The sequence below is a fragment of the Pseudomonas sp. MAG733B genome (genome assembly GCF_036884845.1).
Classification (GTDB): domain Bacteria; phylum Pseudomonadota; class Gammaproteobacteria; order Pseudomonadales; family Pseudomonadaceae; genus Aquipseudomonas.
Map to the genome: position 1 here is coordinate 4858720 of NZ_CP145732.1, position 15501 is coordinate 4874220.

Here is a 15501-nt window from a genome sequence, read left to right on the forward strand (position 1 = left end):
TCTTAGCGACCTATACATAGATATACTTTTCCCACCTTGAAGACCGCGTATCTTGTAGGTACAACCGGCGTAGTCACGAGCCCATTACATGACCCAATCCCCCCAGACACGCAGTGCCACAATTATTGCAATTGTCGATGATGACGATTCCGTTCGAAGTGCCCTGAATAGCCTGGTGCGGTCCGGCGGATATAAAACCCGAACCTATTGCAGCGCCCTGGAGTTTCTCGACGCTAACGCTTCCACCGAAACCCATTGCCTGATTTCCGATATCCAGATGCCGGGCATGAGCGGTGTCGAGATGCTTGAACAACTTATCGCGACGGGCTTTCACATTCCCACGATATTCATCACCGCCTATCCCGCAGCTGCTCCCCCTCTGGGCGCTCATACCCCGGAGTTGGTTGCCTGTCTGCCCAAACCCTGTGACGGCGACAGGCTGCTGAACTGCATCGAAGCCGCCCTGCTCCAGCGCCACTGATCCGAATCCCCCTCTGCGTTACCTGTTTTGCAGCTCTCCAGCAGCCACTGGGCGTCAGTCACCTGCCACCCGACTGTCGAGCGTCGATCAGTTAGGCTCACTTTTTGAGAGGCGTCACCAGCGGCATGTCATCGCTGTCGACGACGAACACCGCCAACAGGCGTGCTGGTTGACTGTCGCTGGCGTTGGCGCTGACCTCATGTACGGAGCCCGGCTCCTCCACGAAGTTTTCGCCGACGTGGTAGACCTTTTCCGGCTCGCCTTTGATTTTGATGCGAAACGATCCTTCCAGGACCGTTGCATAGATGAAGGCCGTTTTCGGATGGGTGTGCGCCGGCGACGCGGCACCCGGCCCGTACTCGACGACCACGCCTTTCATGCTCTTGCCAGGAATGTTGGGAATGGGACGGTCGAACACCACCGTCACCTTGCCGGGAGGCGGCTCAGCGGCCGACGCCGCGCCGATCGAAAGCACTGTGAAAACAGCGGCCAACAGCATGCGAGTAACCATGGCATTTGCTCCTACGTGGGTGGGGATGTGATGGGGCGAATTGTCAGCGGTTCGCCGACAGGGCAAACCAGTCTTCGAAGCGGATCGCGCCCAGACGGGCACTCTTGCCGGCGGTCAGCGATTGATCGTCGAGCACGGCGCCGAAGTAGCGGGCGTTCACGTCCGGCACGACTTTGCGTTTGTCCCCGGTTGCCTGCATAAAGCGCCTGACCAGTTCGTCGATCGGCAGGGCTTCGGGACCGGCGACTTCGACCGTGCCGTTGACTGGCGCTGCCAGTACAACATCCGCCAGCGCGGCCACTACATCGTCGGACGCTATCGGCTGGATCAGCGCCGGCGAAGCACGAACCTCCTCGCCGACGGTAAACGACTGGACAATGCCGCCGACAAATTCGAAGAACTGCGTGGCACGCAGCAGAGTGTAAGGAATGCCGGATGCCTTGATGATGTTTTCCTGCGCGACTTTGGCCCGGAAGTAACCGTTTTCAGGCAGCCGCTCGGTGCCGACAATCGACAGGGCAACGTGATGGCGAACCCCGGCAGCAGCTTCGGCAGCCAGCAGGTTGCGGCTCGACGTTTCGAAAAAATCGAGAACGGCCTGGTCCTCCCACGACGGCGCATTTGCCACATCAACCACCACATCAGCGCCATCCATCGCTTCGGCCAGGCCTTCGCGGGTGATGCTGTTCACGCCCGTGCTGGGGCTGGCGGCGAACGCGTCATGGCCGCGCTCGCGCAGGGTGTTCACAAGTTTCGATCCAATGAGGCCGGAGCCTCCGATAACGACGATCTTCATGGGTTTACTCCACTTGTCGACGGCAATCATTGCGTCGGTGTGGAGCAAGATTGCCTGCCCGCGCGCGGCGAGTCCTTGCGCCGGGCTTGGGTTTGCCTTGGCGAACGCTTGGATTTACGTCCAAGGAAATTCTTGATCGTCCAGCGGCCCTTGCCGCTGACGGTGCAGCGGCGTTCGACCTGCCGTATCATCAGCGTCAGATACCAATCGCCAGTCGCCTGGGACACGGAGTTGAGGGCGCTTCGCCAGGGGATGCTCACTTTGCAGTTCGCATTTGATGACTTCGTGCTCGATCAGGATCGCCGGGAGCTGACCTTGCGCGGGCAAGTCGTGGCCGTCGGCCCGCAGGTCTTCGATCTGTTGCTGCTGTTCGTCAGCAACCCCGAGCGCGTGGTCAGCAAGGACGACTTGCTCGAAGCCGTCTGGAGCGGCCGGATCGTCTCGGAATCGACGATCACCAGCCACATCAATGCGGTGCGCAAGGCCGTCGGCGATACCGGCGAAGAACAGCGCCTTGTGCGCACGGTCGCCCGCAAGGGTTACCGCTTTGTCGGGCAGGTCAATGTCGAAAATAACGGGCAACAGCGCCAGCCCGACATCAACGAATACGCGACTTCTTCCAGGCAAACGCCCTCCTCAGCGCTGGTTCTTCCGGACAAACCCTCGATCACCGTTTTGCCCTTCCACAACCTCAGTGGCGATCCAGAGCAGGAATATTTCGCCGACGGCGTGGTGGAGGACATCATCGCCGCCCTGTCGCGCATCCGCTGGCTGTTCGTCATTGCGCGCAATTCGAGTTTCACGTTCAAGGGCCGGGCGGTGGACGCCAGAGGCGTTGGCCAGGAACTGGGCGTTCGTTACGTGCTGGAAGGCAGCGTGCGAAAGTGCGGGAACAAGGTGCGCATCACCGGGCAATTGATCGACGCAACGAACGGCACGCACATCTGGGCGGAGCGTTTCGAAGGCCTGCTCGACGATATCTTCGAACTACAGGATCAGATCGCCGAAAGCGTGGTCGGCGCCATCGCGCCGCAACTCGAACGGGCAGAAATCGAACGCGCCAAACGCAAGCCGACGGACAGTCTCGACGCCTACGATTATTACCTGCGTGGCATGGCCAAACTGCACAGCGGCAACCGGGAAGCCATCGAGGAAGCGCTGCCGATGTTCTACACGGCCATCGAACTCGATGCGGAATTTGCCTCGGCCTACGGCATGGCCGCCTGGTGTCACTTCTGGCGCAAGCTCAATGGCTGGATGATCGATCGGCCTGCCGAGATCGCCGAGGGAATTCGGCTCGCGCGCCTGGCGGTGGCGCTCGGCCGCGATGATGCAGTCGCATTAACGCGCGGCGGGCATGCACTGAGCCATCTCGCCGGCGAGGTCGACGGCGGCATTGCCCTGCTCGACCGGGCGCGCCTGCTCAACCCCAACTTCGCGCCCGCCTGGTTCCTCGGCGGCATCCTGCGCGCGCTGCACGGTGAAACCGACGCGGCCATCAAGGACTTGAACCATGCCGTTCGCTTGAGTCCGCTGGACCCGGAAATGTTCCGGATGCAGATCGGCATGGCGCTGGCGCACTTTTTCGCCGGACACTTTGATGCCGCTAAGGACTGGGCGGAAAAGGCCTTGGGCAACCTGCCCAGTCTGCTGCCTCCGGTGGCGTTGGTGGCGGCCTGTCATGCACTCAGCGGGCGCATGGATAAAGCGAAAGTGGCGATGCAGCGCCTGCACGAACTGGATCCCTCTTTGCGCATTTCCAACTTGAAAGACTGGCTGCCGATCCAGCGCCCCGAAGACTTCGCCCGGTTTGCCGATGGGCTGCGGTTGGCGGGATTGCCGGAGTGATCGCAACTGGCTGGTCCCTGGGCTACTGACAACAACGCTTTTCGATCCGGCAAAAACACGATGCCTTGATCTCCACATCTGCCCGCGCCATCGCCAGGTTGAGCCGCACTTGCGCTGCCGCCGCTTCGGCATCGCGGCCCAGTCGTTTCAAACATTCCACATAGCCGTGCAAGCTCCAGACATTATCCAAATGCCACGCCGCGCGGCTGAGGGTGTTGTCCAGGCCGAGATCGGCGCTGTAGGCGTGCAAGGCTTCTTCGACCCTGTCCTGTTCCAGCAGCAGCGCACCCAACGCGTGTCGCACCGGTTGCATCCAGCCCCAGGGTTCGTCGTAGGGCAAGTGATCGTCCAGTGATTGTGCTTCGCGCAGGTGGGCGAAAGCTTCGTCGAAGTTGCCTTTGCGGTATTCGATTTCGCCGCGCAGCATGCCGGCCGCTACGGCGAGGATGTCGTTGCATTGGTTGTTGAACAGGTAACGTGTGTCCGGCACCCGGGCCCAGGCTTCAAGGAACAGGTGGTGTTCGGTTTCGGCGGCGTCGACTTGCCCACAAGCCGCATGGGCCACACCTTTGGCGTAGTGCAACATGGCCGTTGTCACGCAGTACAGCGCCTGGTCATCCGGTAGCGGTGTGGCGAGGATGTCGTGCCATTTGCCGAAGCGGATCTGCACGTGGACCTTCATCGACACGAAGCTTTCCAGCCAGTCGGCCATGGGCGGTTGCTCGACGCGCAGCAGCTCTTCCTTGATGGTTTCGGTCAGTTGCTCGGCGGCTTCCAGTGCCGGTTGGTACTGGCCGAGGAACATCGCCGAGTAGAGTTTGAAGTGGTAATTGTGGCTGCGGTACAGCGTGTAGAAGTTGATCGGGCCTTCCTGTGCCAGGTATTGGCTGTCGGCCTGGATCGCCCGGTGATTGGTGATCATGGCGCCACGGTAGTCGCCGCAGAGTACGTCGATGTGGGATGGCATGTGCCGCAAGTGTCCGGCATCCGGCACCAGGTCGCGCAGGACATCGCCGGCGCGTAACGCCCGTTCCGGGTACGGCGACATTTCCATGGTGTGAACGTACATGTGCAGCACGCCCGGGTGCGGCGCGTCACCGTTTTGCTCCATGCGCTGCAAGGCCCTTTCGAGTACGGCCACCGTTTCAACGGTGTCGGCACCCGCTGCCGGTTCGCCGGTTTTCAGATCCCATAACTGCCACGGCGTGCGGTCGATCAGCGCTTCGGCGAACAGCGCCACCACGTCGGGGTCATCGGGGAAGGAGTTGTAGATATCACGCATGGACGCCGCGTAGGCATCGTTCCAGCTGAAGAGTTCGTCAACGCTATTGGCCTGTTCGGCCTGGTAGCGTTGCGGGAGCGCGCGAATCAGCGCCTGCTCCACCGGCGTTGTGCCGTCGAGATGCACCAGCGCGATTTGCGTCGCCAGTCGGGCCCGGGCCACGGCTTCCTTGAGCTCTTGTTCGATGAAGGCGTCCCAGCGTTTGTTGTAGTTGGGACCCGAGGCGTAGGCGATGCCCCAGTAGGCCATCGCGCAATTGCGATCGTGTTCGAGGGCTTTCTGGAAACAGCGGATGGATTCGTCGTGGTTGTAGCCGTAGCACCACATCAGGCCACGGTCGAACCAGAGCTGGGCTTGTGGCGAACTCGTTGTCACCGGGCGGCTGTAGGTGCCCAAATCGTAGTAGTCGTGCATCGGTTTATTCTCTCGATCAGAGCATGAAACCTGCGAAGAACCAGCATACCCCCGCGCTACTGGCCGAGCCGTGCAGCCGACGACAGGCTACGCCGCATCATCACGCCCACAAGGGGTATGCCGCTTGCCCTATCAATGTTGTCGATGTTCACCATCACTTCAATGAAGTTCTCTTAAAAAATCCACCGCGTAACATCTGCTCCATACCAACCCATAACACCCCGGAGCACACGATCATGAAACGCCAAACCATCCTCAGCATCGCTTTCTCGCTTTTCGCAGTTAACGCTTTCGCCGCAACTTCTGCTCAACCTGTCGTCGCTGAAGGCGGCTCGGATCGACTGATCGAAAGTCGTGTGGCTGAAGGTGGTTCGGATCGTCTGATCCAGAATCGTGTAGCTGAAGGTGGTTCGGATCGCCTGCTGGAAAAGCGTAACGCTGTAGCGGCCGATGGTTCGGATCGTTTGAAAGGTAATGAAGTGGCTGCCGATGGTTCCGATCGTCTGCAAGGCAACACCGTTGCCGCTGATGGCTCGGATCGCCTGAAAGGTAACGAAGTGGCCGCCGATGGCTCCGACCGTCTGCTGCGCAACCTCGTCGCTGAAGGCGGTGCCGATCGCCTGATCAAGTACCGCGCTGCATAAACACCTGGCTTCACCGCTTCATCCGCAAAAAGCCCGGCCTGATCAGCCGGGCTTTTTCGTGTTCGACATCATGCGACTGATTGAAATTTCTTGCGGTACGCCGCCGGCAACAATCCCACGCGCTGGCGGAAGAGCCTGCGGAACGAGTTACCGTCTTCATAGCCCACCGCGTAAGTGATGCTGTCCAGGGTCATGCGGGTGGATTCCAGCAGCTGCTTGGCTTTCTCCAGACGCAGGGTTTGCAGGTAGGTAATCGGCGTATAGCCCGTCGCGTCCTTGAAGCGTCGCTTGAAATTGCGCACGCCGAAACCAAATTGCTGGGCAATGTCATCGATCAGCAACGGCTGGTCAAAATGAGCCTCAAGCCAGTTCTGCGCCCGCAGCACTTCGCCATCGCCATGGTTTTTCGGCAATGACCACATCACATACACCGACTGCTCGCTGCGCACCGAGTCGACCAGCAAGTATTTGCCGCACTTCTGCGCCAGTTCCAGTGAGGCGAAGCGACGCACCAGATGCAGCAGCAGGTCCATGGCGGCACTCGCGCCGCCGCTGGTGATCACGCGCTGGTCTTCGCAGATGATCTGCGTTTCCTCAAGACACGCCGCGCTGTAGCGGCGACGAAAGAGGTCGGCAAAGGCCCAGTGCGTGGTGCTGCGAACGCCATCCAGCAACCCCGCTTCGCCCAACATGAAAGCCGCCGTGCACATCGACGCCACCACCGCGCCCTGCGCGTGTTGTTGACGCAGCCATGGGCCATACACGGCGAAGGTCGGCAAGGCGTCTTTCAGGGTGAAAAGGAATCCGGGGATCAGCACCAGATCGGTTCGCGGGATCTCGGCGATGGACCGGTCCGCGCGTAACGTCTGCCCTCCCCACGCGGCGACTTGCGCGCCATCCAGCGATGCACTCACCACCTCGAACGGCGAGTCTTCGGCGAACAGGTTCGCAGCGCTGAGCACTTCCAGGGCCAGGGTCGCGCTGGCGGCGGAACATTGATCAGCCAGAAGCAAGGTGATGTGCATAAAACCCCGTTGCGCTTTTCGCATGAAAAAAGTCATTTGCGCACCTACCTTAGCCGATTTCCGACGCCTAAAGTGCAGCCATCACTTAATCATCGGCGTACTTATGAATCTCTGGTTCCGACTGTTCCTCATGCTGTTTCGTCGTCCGTGGCGCAAGCCCGTGGATGCCTTGGCCACCACCGTCGTGCACATGCGGGTGTGGCCGCTGGATCTGGACCTCAACCGGCACGTCACCAATGGCCGCTATTTCACCCTGGCCGACATCGGGCGCATGGATTACGTGCTACGCAGTGGCGCCTTTCGTGTGGCGCTGCGCAACAAGGCAGTCCCCATCGTCGGCGATACCTGGGGCAAGTTTCGTCGCGAGCTAAAGCTGTTCGAAGCGTTTGAAATTCACACGCGGATGCTCGGCTGGGATCACAAGTGGAGCTTCATGGAGCACCGTTTCGTGAGCAATGGCCGAGTGGTCGGCGTGGTGGTGATGCGCGGCTTGTTCCGTGCGACGAAAGGCACGGTGCCGCCCGGCGAATTTGCTCGCGAACTGGGGTTGTCGGAGCAATCGATGGAAATGCCGCAATGGCTGACAGACTGGTCGCAAAGCTGCGACGACATGAGCCTTCAGCTGCGGGACGAAGAGGCACCGCGTACCCGCCAGGCACAGACCGTCGAATGACAGTCTCAGGGGCACGCTCTATCCTGTCGCCTTCACCCACCGCCCGGAGACGCCCGTGCCGCCCCTGACCGCCCGCGAGGTTTACCAGCAATTGCGCGATGCAGCCCTGGGCTTGCGCCCGCTCAAGCGCCTCGAAGATCAATCCGGTACGGTGCAGGTCGACATCGAGCAATGGCGTTTTAGCCTTGATGTCGACGGCACACACCTGCGCCACTGCCTGCATTGCCAGAGCCCGGACGGTCGCGAATTCAACGGCGGACAGCGCTTCGGCACCGACCCGGTGAGCTTGCTCAGCACCTGGGAACTGGCACAGATTGAACGACTGTTGGCCGCCACTGTAACGGGTTGAATACACTGTCGTGTTTCATGCCTCGGGCTCAGCTGTGATACATAAGACCTGATGCGCATCCCATGCCCAAGAGGTTTGCTTATGTTCCACTGCCCACGCCTGCCGCAATTGCTGAGCTGTGCCCTGCTCGGCTTGCTCGCCAGCGGCGCCCAGGCCGCCACCGCTGCACCCGAAACCCTGCAACCGCTGCTGAACACGATCAACGAGCGCCTGAACATTGCTGATCAGGTGGCATTGACCAAGTGGGACAGTGGCAAACCGATCCAGGATACCGCCCGGGAAGCCTTGGTGATTGCCAATGCCAAAAAGCAGGCCGTCGAGCGCAAAGTGGACCCGGACGAAGCCGCAGAATTGATCGCCGCGCAGATCGAAGCCAACAAACTGGTGCAGTACGGTTTGATCGCGCAGTGGCAGGCGGCGCACAAGGCGCCCGATGTACCGCGACCAGACCTCAATCAGATCCGCCCCAAACTCGATGAACTGCAAACCCGTCTGTTGCAGGAGTACGCCGATTTCGTGCCCTACCGCGTCGACCCGGAATGCCCGGCGTGGCTGGCCGAACAGCGCTCCGCCCTGATCAAGGATGCCCTGCACGGCCAGGCCCTGATCCGCGCTACCGGGGAATTGTGCGTCACCGATCAATGACCACGAATACGGCGCTGGCAACCATTGACTGCGTCAATAGTCACCATTAACTCAATGAAGTTCTCTTAAAAACTCCAGGGCGTAACATCAGCTCCATACCAACCGACAACACCCTGGAGCACACGATCATGAAACGCCAAACCATCCTCAGCATCGCTTTCTCGCTTTTCGCAGTTAACGCTTTCGCCGCCACTTCTGCTCAACCTGTTGTCGCTGAAGGCGGCTCGGATCGACTGATCGAAAGTCGTGTGGCTGAAGGTGGTTCGGATCGTCTGATCCAGAATCGTGTGGCTGAAGGCGGTTCTGATCGCCTGATCGAAAACCGCGTCGCTGCCGATGGTTCGGACCGTTTGAAAGGTAACGAAGTCGCCGCCGATGGCTCCGACCGCCTGCAAGGCAACACCGTCGCTGCCGATGGCTCCGATCGCCTGCAAGGCAACACCGTCGCCGCCGATGGCTCGGATCGTCTGCAAGGCAACACCGTCGCTGCCGACGGCTCCGATCGCCTGCAAGGCAACACCGTCGCCGCTGACGGCTCGGATCGTCTGCAAGGCAACACCGTCGTCGCCGATGGCTCGGATCGCCTGCAAGGCAACACCGTCGCCTAAACGAATCGCTTCACCGCAATACCACGAAAAAGCCCGGCCTGATCAGCCGGGCTTTTTCGTGGGCGTTGAAAAGAGTTCAACGCCATCGGCAATTTCCTGCAAAGGCGCCGGACGTATCCCATGTAACAAAAGGATCAGGCTGATATTCATGGCGTGCGTAAAGGTTTGAAATATGGGACCGGCAACTCAATTGGCCGGAACGCATCGAGCCACTGATCAAGCTGCGGTTGACCCCAAAGCCCCCGTTCAACCAGAATGCTGGAGGTAGCGCCAATGTAGCTACAAATCAACGATGAGGTTACTGCCATGGGTGCATTACTTAAAACGACGGACGTGCGTTGCCGCATTGATGAGGATTTGAAAGCACGAGCTACCGAAGTCTTGAGCGCTTGTGGACTGAGCATCAGTGATGCCATGCGTCTGTTTCTTCGACAAGTAGTAGCGACTCAGGGACTTCCGTTTGAAGTTCGCGTCCCATCGGAGAAAACAGCTCGCGCCATGATGGAAGCACGCGAAATTCGCCAGCGGTTCGACTCGATAGACGAAATGCTGAGGGACGTTGATGGCGAAACCGGAGAAAAAGCAAAAACGCGCTGAACTGCCCAAGCAGTGTGCACAGACCTCGGAATTCAAGAAGTCATGGGAACGTTACAAGCGTGCCGGGCGCCGTGACATGAATGAGGTTCGTCAGGTAATGGTCATGCTTTTTCTGGGAGACTCATTACCAGCGCAGTACCTGGACCATGCGTTGTCGGGGGATTGGACTGGTTTTCGAGAGTGTCACATTGGTGGTGACTTCTTGATGATTTATGAACACACGCGCTCCGACCTACTGACATTTGTCGATCTCGGAAGTCACTCGGAACTGTTCAAGTAACACGGGACTTCATCTGCGATACAACAAACCTCGATTGATTCGGGCTTTTTCATGGCCGGAATTTACGCGAATCTAGGCTGCCCTTTCCGGAAACCTGCGCATGAGCAAAACCGAAGCCCTGACCACAATCATGCTCGGCCCCGTATTGCTGATGCAGGGCATGTACACGCGGCGCGCCACACCGAAATTGCCAGAAGCCGAGGGTGAGCGCCAAGGGCTGGTCGGCAATGGCGAACCCCTGCGCTTGCTGATTCTCGGCGACAGTGCCGCGGCGGGTGTCGGGGCGTCGACTCAGGCTGAAGCGCTGAGCGGTCAGGTGGTCAGTCGTTTGGCCAAGGATTATCAGGTTGGCTGGACGCTCTGGGCGCGGTCGGGTCTGGATTCGCAAGCGCTGCTGGAACTGCTCGAACAACACGCCGCGCAACCCTTCGATGTGGCGCTGCTGTCCATCGGCGTCAACGATGTCACCAGCACGATCACCGATATGCAGTGGATCGCCCGGCAACAGCAGTTGCTGGACGTGCTGCTCGACAAGTTCGGGGTCAAGCTGGTCGTCATCTCCCCTCTTCCGCCGATGCACCTGTTTCCCGCATTACCGCAACCGTTGCGCTGGTATCTCGGTAACCGCGCGGCGCGTTTCAATGCGCATCTTGAGAGACTGGCGGATCGTCAGGATCGCTGTAGGATGCTGACAACCCATTTGGCCCCCGTGGACGGGGCGATGGCGCGAGACGGTTTTCATCCCGGCCCGGCCATCTACAGTGTGTGGGCAGATGACGCCGCGCAGGTCATCGCCCGACAGTTTGGTCACACCGCATCAGGCACGCTTTGAACAACAACAAAAAACAGGAGTTGAATATGTCTGAACTGCAATTGCACCCCAGAGCCGCAGAGTCCTTGAACCTGTGGCACGCGATGATCCGCACCGGTGACTTGAAGGCCTTGCCTGCGTTGCTGGACGAGCAAGCGGCGTTCCGTTCGCCAATGGCGCACACGCCTTATCCGGGCGCGCCGGTGGTATCGATGATTCTCAACACGGTGTTCGAGGTGTTCGAGGACTTCACCTACCACCGTGAACTGGCGACCGCCGACGGCCTGAATGTGGTCCTCGAATTCAGCGCCAAGGTTGATGGTAAACAGCTCAAGGGCATCGACATGATCCGCTTCAACGAACAGGGAAAAATCGTCGACTTCGAGGTCATGGTCCGGCCAATGAGTGGTTTGCAGGCCTTGGGCGAAGAAATGGGTCGACGTCTCGGCGCTTACCTGGCTGCCAGCAAAGCCTGATCGTTGTGCAACACCGGTCGAGATTTTGGCACGACCTGCAACTCGACCGGCTCACAAAGCAACGCACTGCAGCGCGAACGTAACCAGCGCTGGCCAGAGTCATCGTGCACCGCCGCGCGCCAGACCATTGAAAGCTCCGGTGCCGGCAGTTGCAACGGCGCCGGCTCGGCTCTCATTCCCGGCACAGACGCCATTGCCTTGGCCACGTAATCCGGCACGATGGCGAGCATGTCGCTTTGCGCCAGCAACCCCGGCAATGCACTGAACTGCGGGACGGTCAGCACCACTTTGCGTTGCCGGCCCAGCAGGTTCAAGGCATGGTCGGTGTCATCCGAGGCGCTGCCCACGGACGACACCACCACATGCGGGCGCCGACAGAACTCGTCCAGGCCCAACGGACCGGGTCGGGTGTCAAACCGCAGCAGCATTGGCCGGATCGGCCGCAAGCCTTTGCGTCGGGCATTCGCCGGCAGGTCGAGGGTATGGCTGATGCCTACTGAGATGTCGCCGTTAACCAGCCTTTGCGACATCTGCTGCTGATCGACCCGATGCACAATCAACTTGATGTTCGGCGCCTCGACCCGCAGTTGCCGTAACAGCCGCGGCAGCAACGCGTACTCGACATCATCAGACAGGCCGACGTGAAAGGTCGCCTCGCTGGTGCGCGGGTCGAACGATTGGCAACGGCTCAACGCGGCGGCGATGCCATCCAGCGCCGGTGCCAGGTTGGCGAAGATTTCCTCGGCCCGTGCGGTGGGCTCCATCAATCGCCCGCACCGTATGAACAACGGATCATCGAATAGCACGCGCAAACGGCCCAGGGCACCGCTGATGGTGGGCTGCCCCAGGAACAGCTTTTCGCCGACGCGGCTGACATTTCGCTCATGCATCATCGTCTCGAAAACCACCAGCAGGTGGATATCGGCACGACGCAGGTCATTTCTGTTCATGAGGTTCGCTACCCGGCACGCGGCCATTTGAGTTCGGGAAGGTGCCTGAACAGGGTATGGCGGCGGGGGCAAAAGGTCTGTCGTACCTGCGGACAGCGCGATCATGCATTAGGTGAGTGCGTTGATACTTCCGTATAACGCCCGCAAAAAAAACTTATTCCAATTAAGCACTTCCGCGACTTTTCTACTGAAGCGCGATTCGCCGCCATGGCAGTTTTTTCGGGTTTTTTGTCCTAACGGGGTGCGAGCCCGTGCTTCTAGGATACTGAACCGATTCTCCGCCCCCAGCCCGAACAAACCACCGAGGCGCGCATGATCGAAATCCCCAAAAAAAAGCCTGCCAACGCATGCAGCGCGTCCGCCTCTGCAAAAGGAACCTACAGCAAGATGCTGTACAACTCAGGACAAAGGGCCTCTCGTCACTTGCTCGGCCTCAACCTCAAGCCGTTGGAAAACCTGTTGGTGTGGCTGATGGGATTGGTCGTGGCGTGCGGGATCCTGATCAACACCGAAACCCAATCCGACCTCACTACCACCACGCTCTACATCGCGTTGTTGCTGATGGCGATCAACCTGTTGTCGATCAGCGCCGTGATCGTGGTCGCGTTGTTCTGCATGTTGGTGCTGACGTCGATGTGCCTGTATCACGGCGGATTCAGCCGCTGGGACTCGGTCACGGACTTGCTGCGCAGCTTGACCGTGTTGGCGGCGATCATTTTCCTGGCGCTGCGCAGCAAACGGGTCTCCGACAACCTGCGCCACAAGGAAGTCTACATGGTCGGTGCGCAGCGCCTGACCCAGACAGCGTGCTTCGGCTTTCGCGCGGACCTTGGGAAAATGGGCTGGTCGGAGCAGGCGGCACGGATACTCGAATACCCGGCGGGCGCACCTTCCTCGGTGGACTTGTTCCTGGCGCGAACCCACCCCGATGACCTGCCGCTGGTGCTGGCCGGTTTTGACAAGGCTGCCCGCCATGCAACCTTGATCGAGGTCAAACACCGGTTGCTGATGCCTGACGGGCGCATCAAGTATTTGCACATGTTCGCCACCCCGCTCGGCAGCTTTGAGTACCTGGGCGCACTGATGGACGTGACCGCCAGCAAACTGGCCGAAGAAGCACTGTGTCGCGCCCAGACCCAATTGGCCCATGTCACCCGCGTGACGACGTTGGGCGAACTGGCCGCCTCCATCGCCCATGAAGTCAATCAACCGCTGGCGGCGATCACCAGCAGTGCCGAAGCCTGCCGCAATTGGCTCGGCCACCCGCAACCCGATGTATACGAAGTACGCCAGTCACTCGAACGGATCATCGCCAGTTCCAACCGGGCCAGCGAGATCACCCACCGCGTCAGGGCCTTGTCGCGCAAATGCGGCCCGCTGCGCCAGAACGAATCACTCAACGACATCGTCAGCGAGACCCTGAGCCTGGTTCGCTATGAGTTGGCGCATCACAAGATCACCCCGAAAATCGAGCTGACCGCGTTCGGCGGCCAGGTCAGCGCCGACCGCGTGCAATTGCAGCAAGTGATCATCAACCTGATCATCAATGCTTGCCAGGCCATGGACGCGGTCAGCCCTGGCGAGCGGGCGCTGTGCATCCGCACCAGGGTGAAGGACAACGAAGCAGTTCTCGAAGTGGCCGATCAAGGCCCCGGCATTCCCGCCGAAGTCTTGCCGCAATTGTTCACGCCATTTTTCACCACCAAGGCAAACGGCCTCGGCATGGGCCTTTCCATTTGCCGTTCGATCATCGATTTCCACGAAGGGCGGATCTGGGCCACCAGCACAAGCGGCCAGGGCAGCTCGTTCCTGTTTGCCCTGCCGATACGCGTTGCCAACGATCAAGGTTTCGCAGCGGCCATTTAATACACAGGTATGAGTGCCGCCTGCCCGGCTGACAATTAATGTAGCGCCCCTCGCCAGGAACACAGCGCCGGGCGGTTGCGCGTCCAACCCTTTGGAAACCAGCAATGAACGAACAACATCCGCTCAACAAGATCACGCAGAACGAGTCCATGGTTTTCATCGTTGATGACGATGCGCCGCTGCGCGAATCCCTCGGCAGCCTGTTGCGTTCCATCGGCCTGCGGGTCGAGTTGTTCGGTTCGGTCGCCGAGTTCATGAAGTACCAGCGTCCGGACACGGTCAGTTGCCTGGTGCTGGATGTGAGGCTGCAAGGCAGCAGTGGCCTGGACTTTCAAAACGAACTCGCCGCCGCCGGCATCAACGTGCCCATCGTGTTCATCACCGGGCACGGCGACATCGCCATGACCGTGCGGGCAATGAAAGCCGGAGCAGTGGATTTCCTGACCAAACCCTTTCGCGAACAGGACCTGATCGATGCGGTGTGCGCCGCCCATAGCCGGGACAAACAGCGACGCGAGTCAGAACGGCATGCCGATGAATTGCGCTCACGTCACCAGACCCTGAGCGCGCGGGAACAAACGGTCATGGCGCTGGCCGCCTCGGGTTTGATGAATAAACAGATTGCCGGTGAAATCGGCTTGAGCGAAATCACCGTAAAAATCCATCGCGGCCAGGCCATGCGCAAAATGGGTGCGCGTTCGTTTGCCGATCTGGTGCGCATGTCTGAGGTGATCTCGGCCCAGCCAGTAATCAGGTGACTATACCCACGTATACTGTGCGCCCTTTCAGGACGGCGTATCTTGCAAGGATGGCGCAGAGCCTATTTAGTGCTCTGTGCTACCAGGCAGGACACCACTATGTGCAATAAGGCAATGATTGCCGTTGTCGATAACGATGAATCCGTTCGAATGGCGCTGGACAGTTTATTGCGATCCTATGGTTATACGGTGCGAACCTACGAAGGCGCGCATGAGTTTCTCTTCTCCGATCGCCCGCTTAATACGTCCTGTTTGATCTCCGACATACAAATGCCGGAAATGGACGGCATCACCATGTATGAAGAGTTGGTGGCCAAAGGCATTCATATCCCGGTGATTTTCATAACCGGGAACCCCTACGCGCAGCGCCCGCCGCGCACCGGCGCCATGAAACCCATTGCCTTTTTCCCCAAGCCTTTCTCCACCGAAAAGTTGCTCGCCTGTATCGAAACGGTCCTTAACCGACGCAACTAACATCTGCCGATTC

At 59.6% G+C, this 15501-nt stretch carries 19 protein-coding genes; 14 read left to right on the top strand and 5 right to left on the bottom strand.

Annotated features, from left to right (window positions below):
• Nucleotides 1-88: 88 nt before the first annotated feature.
• Nucleotides 89-481 (top strand): response regulator, encoded by a 393-nt coding sequence (locus V6Z53_RS22210; protein WP_338581787.1) that lies wholly within the window; start codon nucleotides 89-91, stop codon nucleotides 479-481.
• 97 nt (nucleotides 482-578) lie between these two features.
• Here V6Z53_RS22210 and V6Z53_RS22215 read toward each other — a convergent pair whose 3' ends face one another.
• Nucleotides 579-992, bottom strand: a complete 414-nt coding sequence (locus V6Z53_RS22215) for a cupin domain-containing protein (RefSeq protein WP_338581788.1) — start codon at nucleotides 990-992, stop codon at nucleotides 579-581.
• 43 nt (nucleotides 993-1035) lie between these two features.
• A complete protein-coding gene (locus V6Z53_RS22220) occupies nucleotides 1036-1788 on the bottom strand; it encodes an SDR family oxidoreductase (protein WP_338581789.1) in 753 nt (250 codons plus the stop codon).
• Nucleotides 1789-2049: 261 nt separating this feature from the next.
• Here V6Z53_RS22220 and V6Z53_RS22225 point away from each other — a divergent pair, with 261 nt between their 5' ends.
• A complete protein-coding gene (locus V6Z53_RS22225) occupies nucleotides 2050-3636 on the top strand; it encodes a winged helix-turn-helix domain-containing tetratricopeptide repeat protein (RefSeq protein WP_338581790.1) in 1587 nt (528 codons plus the stop codon).
• A gap of 22 nt (nucleotides 3637-3658) precedes the next feature.
• On the opposite strand, the gene V6Z53_RS22230 is transcribed toward V6Z53_RS22225, so the two are convergent.
• Nucleotides 3659-5332, bottom strand: coding sequence for a hypothetical protein (locus V6Z53_RS22230; protein WP_338581791.1), 1674 nt, complete (start codon nucleotides 5330-5332; stop codon nucleotides 3659-3661).
• A gap of 236 nt (nucleotides 5333-5568) precedes the next feature.
• Here V6Z53_RS22230 and V6Z53_RS22235 point away from each other — a divergent pair, with 236 nt between their 5' ends.
• Nucleotides 5569-5976 carry a hypothetical protein gene (locus V6Z53_RS22235; RefSeq protein ID WP_338581792.1) on the top strand — a complete coding sequence of 136 codons (408 nt, stop codon included), beginning with the start codon at nucleotides 5569-5571 and terminating at the stop codon, nucleotides 5974-5976.
• 68 nt (nucleotides 5977-6044) lie between these two features.
• Here the strand turns inward: V6Z53_RS22235 and V6Z53_RS22240 are convergent, their stop codons facing one another.
• Nucleotides 6045-7001 carry a helix-turn-helix domain-containing protein gene (locus V6Z53_RS22240; RefSeq protein ID WP_338581793.1) on the bottom strand — a complete coding sequence of 319 codons (957 nt, stop codon included), beginning with the start codon at nucleotides 6999-7001 and terminating at the stop codon, nucleotides 6045-6047.
• A gap of 103 nt (nucleotides 7002-7104) precedes the next feature.
• Here V6Z53_RS22240 and V6Z53_RS22245 point away from each other — a divergent pair, with 103 nt between their 5' ends.
• The 8 genes from V6Z53_RS22245 to V6Z53_RS22280 all read left to right on the top strand — a co-directional run bounded on the left by V6Z53_RS22245 (nucleotide 7105) and on the right by V6Z53_RS22280 (nucleotide 11440).
• Nucleotides 7105-7674 (top strand): acyl-CoA thioesterase, encoded by a 570-nt coding sequence (locus V6Z53_RS22245; protein ID WP_338581794.1) that lies wholly within the window; start codon nucleotides 7105-7107, stop codon nucleotides 7672-7674.
• Between the two features lie 55 nt (nucleotides 7675-7729).
• The gene (locus V6Z53_RS22250) at nucleotides 7730-8023 is read left to right on the top strand and encodes a hypothetical protein (protein ID WP_338581795.1); all 294 of its coding nucleotides are present in this window, start codon (nucleotides 7730-7732) and stop codon (nucleotides 8021-8023) included.
• Nucleotides 8024-8104: 81 nt separating this feature from the next.
• Nucleotides 8105-8668, top strand: a complete 564-nt coding sequence (locus tag V6Z53_RS22255) for a chorismate mutase (protein WP_338581796.1) — start codon at nucleotides 8105-8107, stop codon at nucleotides 8666-8668.
• A 128-nt stretch (nucleotides 8669-8796) separates the two neighbouring features.
• Nucleotides 8797-9276 (top strand): hypothetical protein, encoded by a 480-nt coding sequence (locus V6Z53_RS22260; RefSeq protein ID WP_338581797.1) that lies wholly within the window; start codon nucleotides 8797-8799, stop codon nucleotides 9274-9276.
• 306 nt (nucleotides 9277-9582) lie between these two features.
• The gene (locus V6Z53_RS22265; RefSeq protein WP_338581798.1) at nucleotides 9583-9873 is read left to right on the top strand and encodes a type II toxin-antitoxin system RelB/DinJ family antitoxin; all 291 of its coding nucleotides are present in this window, start codon (nucleotides 9583-9585) and stop codon (nucleotides 9871-9873) included.
• On the top strand, nucleotides 9839-10153 hold the full coding sequence (locus tag V6Z53_RS22270) for a type II toxin-antitoxin system YafQ family toxin (protein WP_338581799.1): 315 nt from the start codon (nucleotides 9839-9841) through the stop codon (nucleotides 10151-10153). The genes V6Z53_RS22265 and V6Z53_RS22270 overlap by 35 nt, the downstream gene beginning before the upstream one ends.
• Before the next feature lie 100 nt (nucleotides 10154-10253).
• A complete protein-coding gene (locus tag V6Z53_RS22275; RefSeq protein ID WP_338581800.1) occupies nucleotides 10254-10985 on the top strand; it encodes an SGNH/GDSL hydrolase family protein in 732 nt (243 codons plus the stop codon).
• A 26-nt stretch (nucleotides 10986-11011) separates the two neighbouring features.
• Entirely contained in the window at nucleotides 11012-11440 is a 429-nt protein-coding gene (locus tag V6Z53_RS22280; RefSeq protein WP_338581801.1) for a nuclear transport factor 2 family protein, read from the top strand.
• Here the strand turns inward: V6Z53_RS22280 and V6Z53_RS22285 are convergent.
• The gene (locus V6Z53_RS22285) at nucleotides 11416-12390 is read right to left on the bottom strand and encodes a LysR family transcriptional regulator (protein WP_338581802.1); all 975 of its coding nucleotides are present in this window, start codon (nucleotides 12388-12390) and stop codon (nucleotides 11416-11418) included. The genes V6Z53_RS22280 and V6Z53_RS22285 overlap by 25 nt on opposite strands.
• A gap of 387 nt (nucleotides 12391-12777) precedes the next feature.
• Between V6Z53_RS22285 and V6Z53_RS22290 the strand changes: the two genes are divergently transcribed.
• The 3 genes from V6Z53_RS22290 to V6Z53_RS22300 all read left to right on the top strand — a co-directional run bounded on the left by V6Z53_RS22290 (nucleotide 12778) and on the right by V6Z53_RS22300 (nucleotide 15488).
• Nucleotides 12778-14256 (top strand): ATP-binding protein, encoded by a 1479-nt coding sequence (locus V6Z53_RS22290; RefSeq protein WP_338581803.1) that lies wholly within the window; start codon nucleotides 12778-12780, stop codon nucleotides 14254-14256.
• Nucleotides 14257-14360: 104 nt separating this feature from the next.
• Complete coding sequence (locus V6Z53_RS22295; protein ID WP_338581804.1) at nucleotides 14361-15014, top strand: response regulator; 654 nt, start codon at nucleotides 14361-14363, stop codon at nucleotides 15012-15014.
• 99 nt (nucleotides 15015-15113) lie between these two features.
• On the top strand, nucleotides 15114-15488 hold the full coding sequence (locus tag V6Z53_RS22300) for a response regulator (RefSeq protein WP_338581805.1): 375 nt from the start codon (nucleotides 15114-15116) through the stop codon (nucleotides 15486-15488).
• Nucleotides 15489-15501: the final 13 nt, after the last annotated feature.

What these genes read in the sequence shown, in the direction of transcription:
- V6Z53_RS22210 (WP_338581787.1), top strand. Translation starts at nt 89, where the DNA reads ATGACCCAATCCCCCCAGACACGCAGTGCCACAATTATTGCAATTGTC.
- V6Z53_RS22215 (WP_338581788.1), bottom strand. Translation starts at nt 992, where the DNA reads ATGGTTACTCGCATGCTGTTGGCCGCTGTTTTCACAGTGCTTTCGATC.
- V6Z53_RS22220 (WP_338581789.1), bottom strand. Translation starts at nt 1,788, where the DNA reads ATGAAGATCGTCGTTATCGGAGGCTCCGGCCTCATTGGATCGAAACTT.
- V6Z53_RS22230 (WP_338581791.1), bottom strand. Translation starts at nt 5,332, where the DNA reads ATGCACGACTACTACGATTTGGGCACCTACAGCCGCCCGGTGACAACG.
- V6Z53_RS22235 (WP_338581792.1), top strand. Translation starts at nt 5,569, where the DNA reads ATGAAACGCCAAACCATCCTCAGCATCGCTTTCTCGCTTTTCGCAGTT.
- V6Z53_RS22240 (WP_338581793.1), bottom strand. Translation starts at nt 7,001, where the DNA reads ATGCACATCACCTTGCTTCTGGCTGATCAATGTTCCGCCGCCAGCGCG.
- V6Z53_RS22245 (WP_338581794.1), top strand. Translation starts at nt 7,105, where the DNA reads ATGAATCTCTGGTTCCGACTGTTCCTCATGCTGTTTCGTCGTCCGTGG.
- V6Z53_RS22255 (WP_338581796.1), top strand. Translation starts at nt 8,105, where the DNA reads ATGTTCCACTGCCCACGCCTGCCGCAATTGCTGAGCTGTGCCCTGCTC.
- V6Z53_RS22260 (WP_338581797.1), top strand. Translation starts at nt 8,797, where the DNA reads ATGAAACGCCAAACCATCCTCAGCATCGCTTTCTCGCTTTTCGCAGTT.
- V6Z53_RS22265 (WP_338581798.1), top strand. Translation starts at nt 9,583, where the DNA reads ATGGGTGCATTACTTAAAACGACGGACGTGCGTTGCCGCATTGATGAG.
- V6Z53_RS22270 (WP_338581799.1), top strand. Translation starts at nt 9,839, where the DNA reads ATGGCGAAACCGGAGAAAAAGCAAAAACGCGCTGAACTGCCCAAGCAG.
- V6Z53_RS22275 (WP_338581800.1), top strand. Translation starts at nt 10,254, where the DNA reads ATGAGCAAAACCGAAGCCCTGACCACAATCATGCTCGGCCCCGTATTG.
- V6Z53_RS22280 (WP_338581801.1), top strand. Translation starts at nt 11,012, where the DNA reads ATGTCTGAACTGCAATTGCACCCCAGAGCCGCAGAGTCCTTGAACCTG.
- V6Z53_RS22285 (WP_338581802.1), bottom strand. Translation starts at nt 12,390, where the DNA reads ATGAACAGAAATGACCTGCGTCGTGCCGATATCCACCTGCTGGTGGTT.
- V6Z53_RS22290 (WP_338581803.1), top strand. Translation starts at nt 12,778, where the DNA reads ATGCTGTACAACTCAGGACAAAGGGCCTCTCGTCACTTGCTCGGCCTC.
- V6Z53_RS22295 (WP_338581804.1), top strand. Translation starts at nt 14,361, where the DNA reads ATGAACGAACAACATCCGCTCAACAAGATCACGCAGAACGAGTCCATG.
- V6Z53_RS22300 (WP_338581805.1), top strand. Translation starts at nt 15,114, where the DNA reads ATGTGCAATAAGGCAATGATTGCCGTTGTCGATAACGATGAATCCGTT.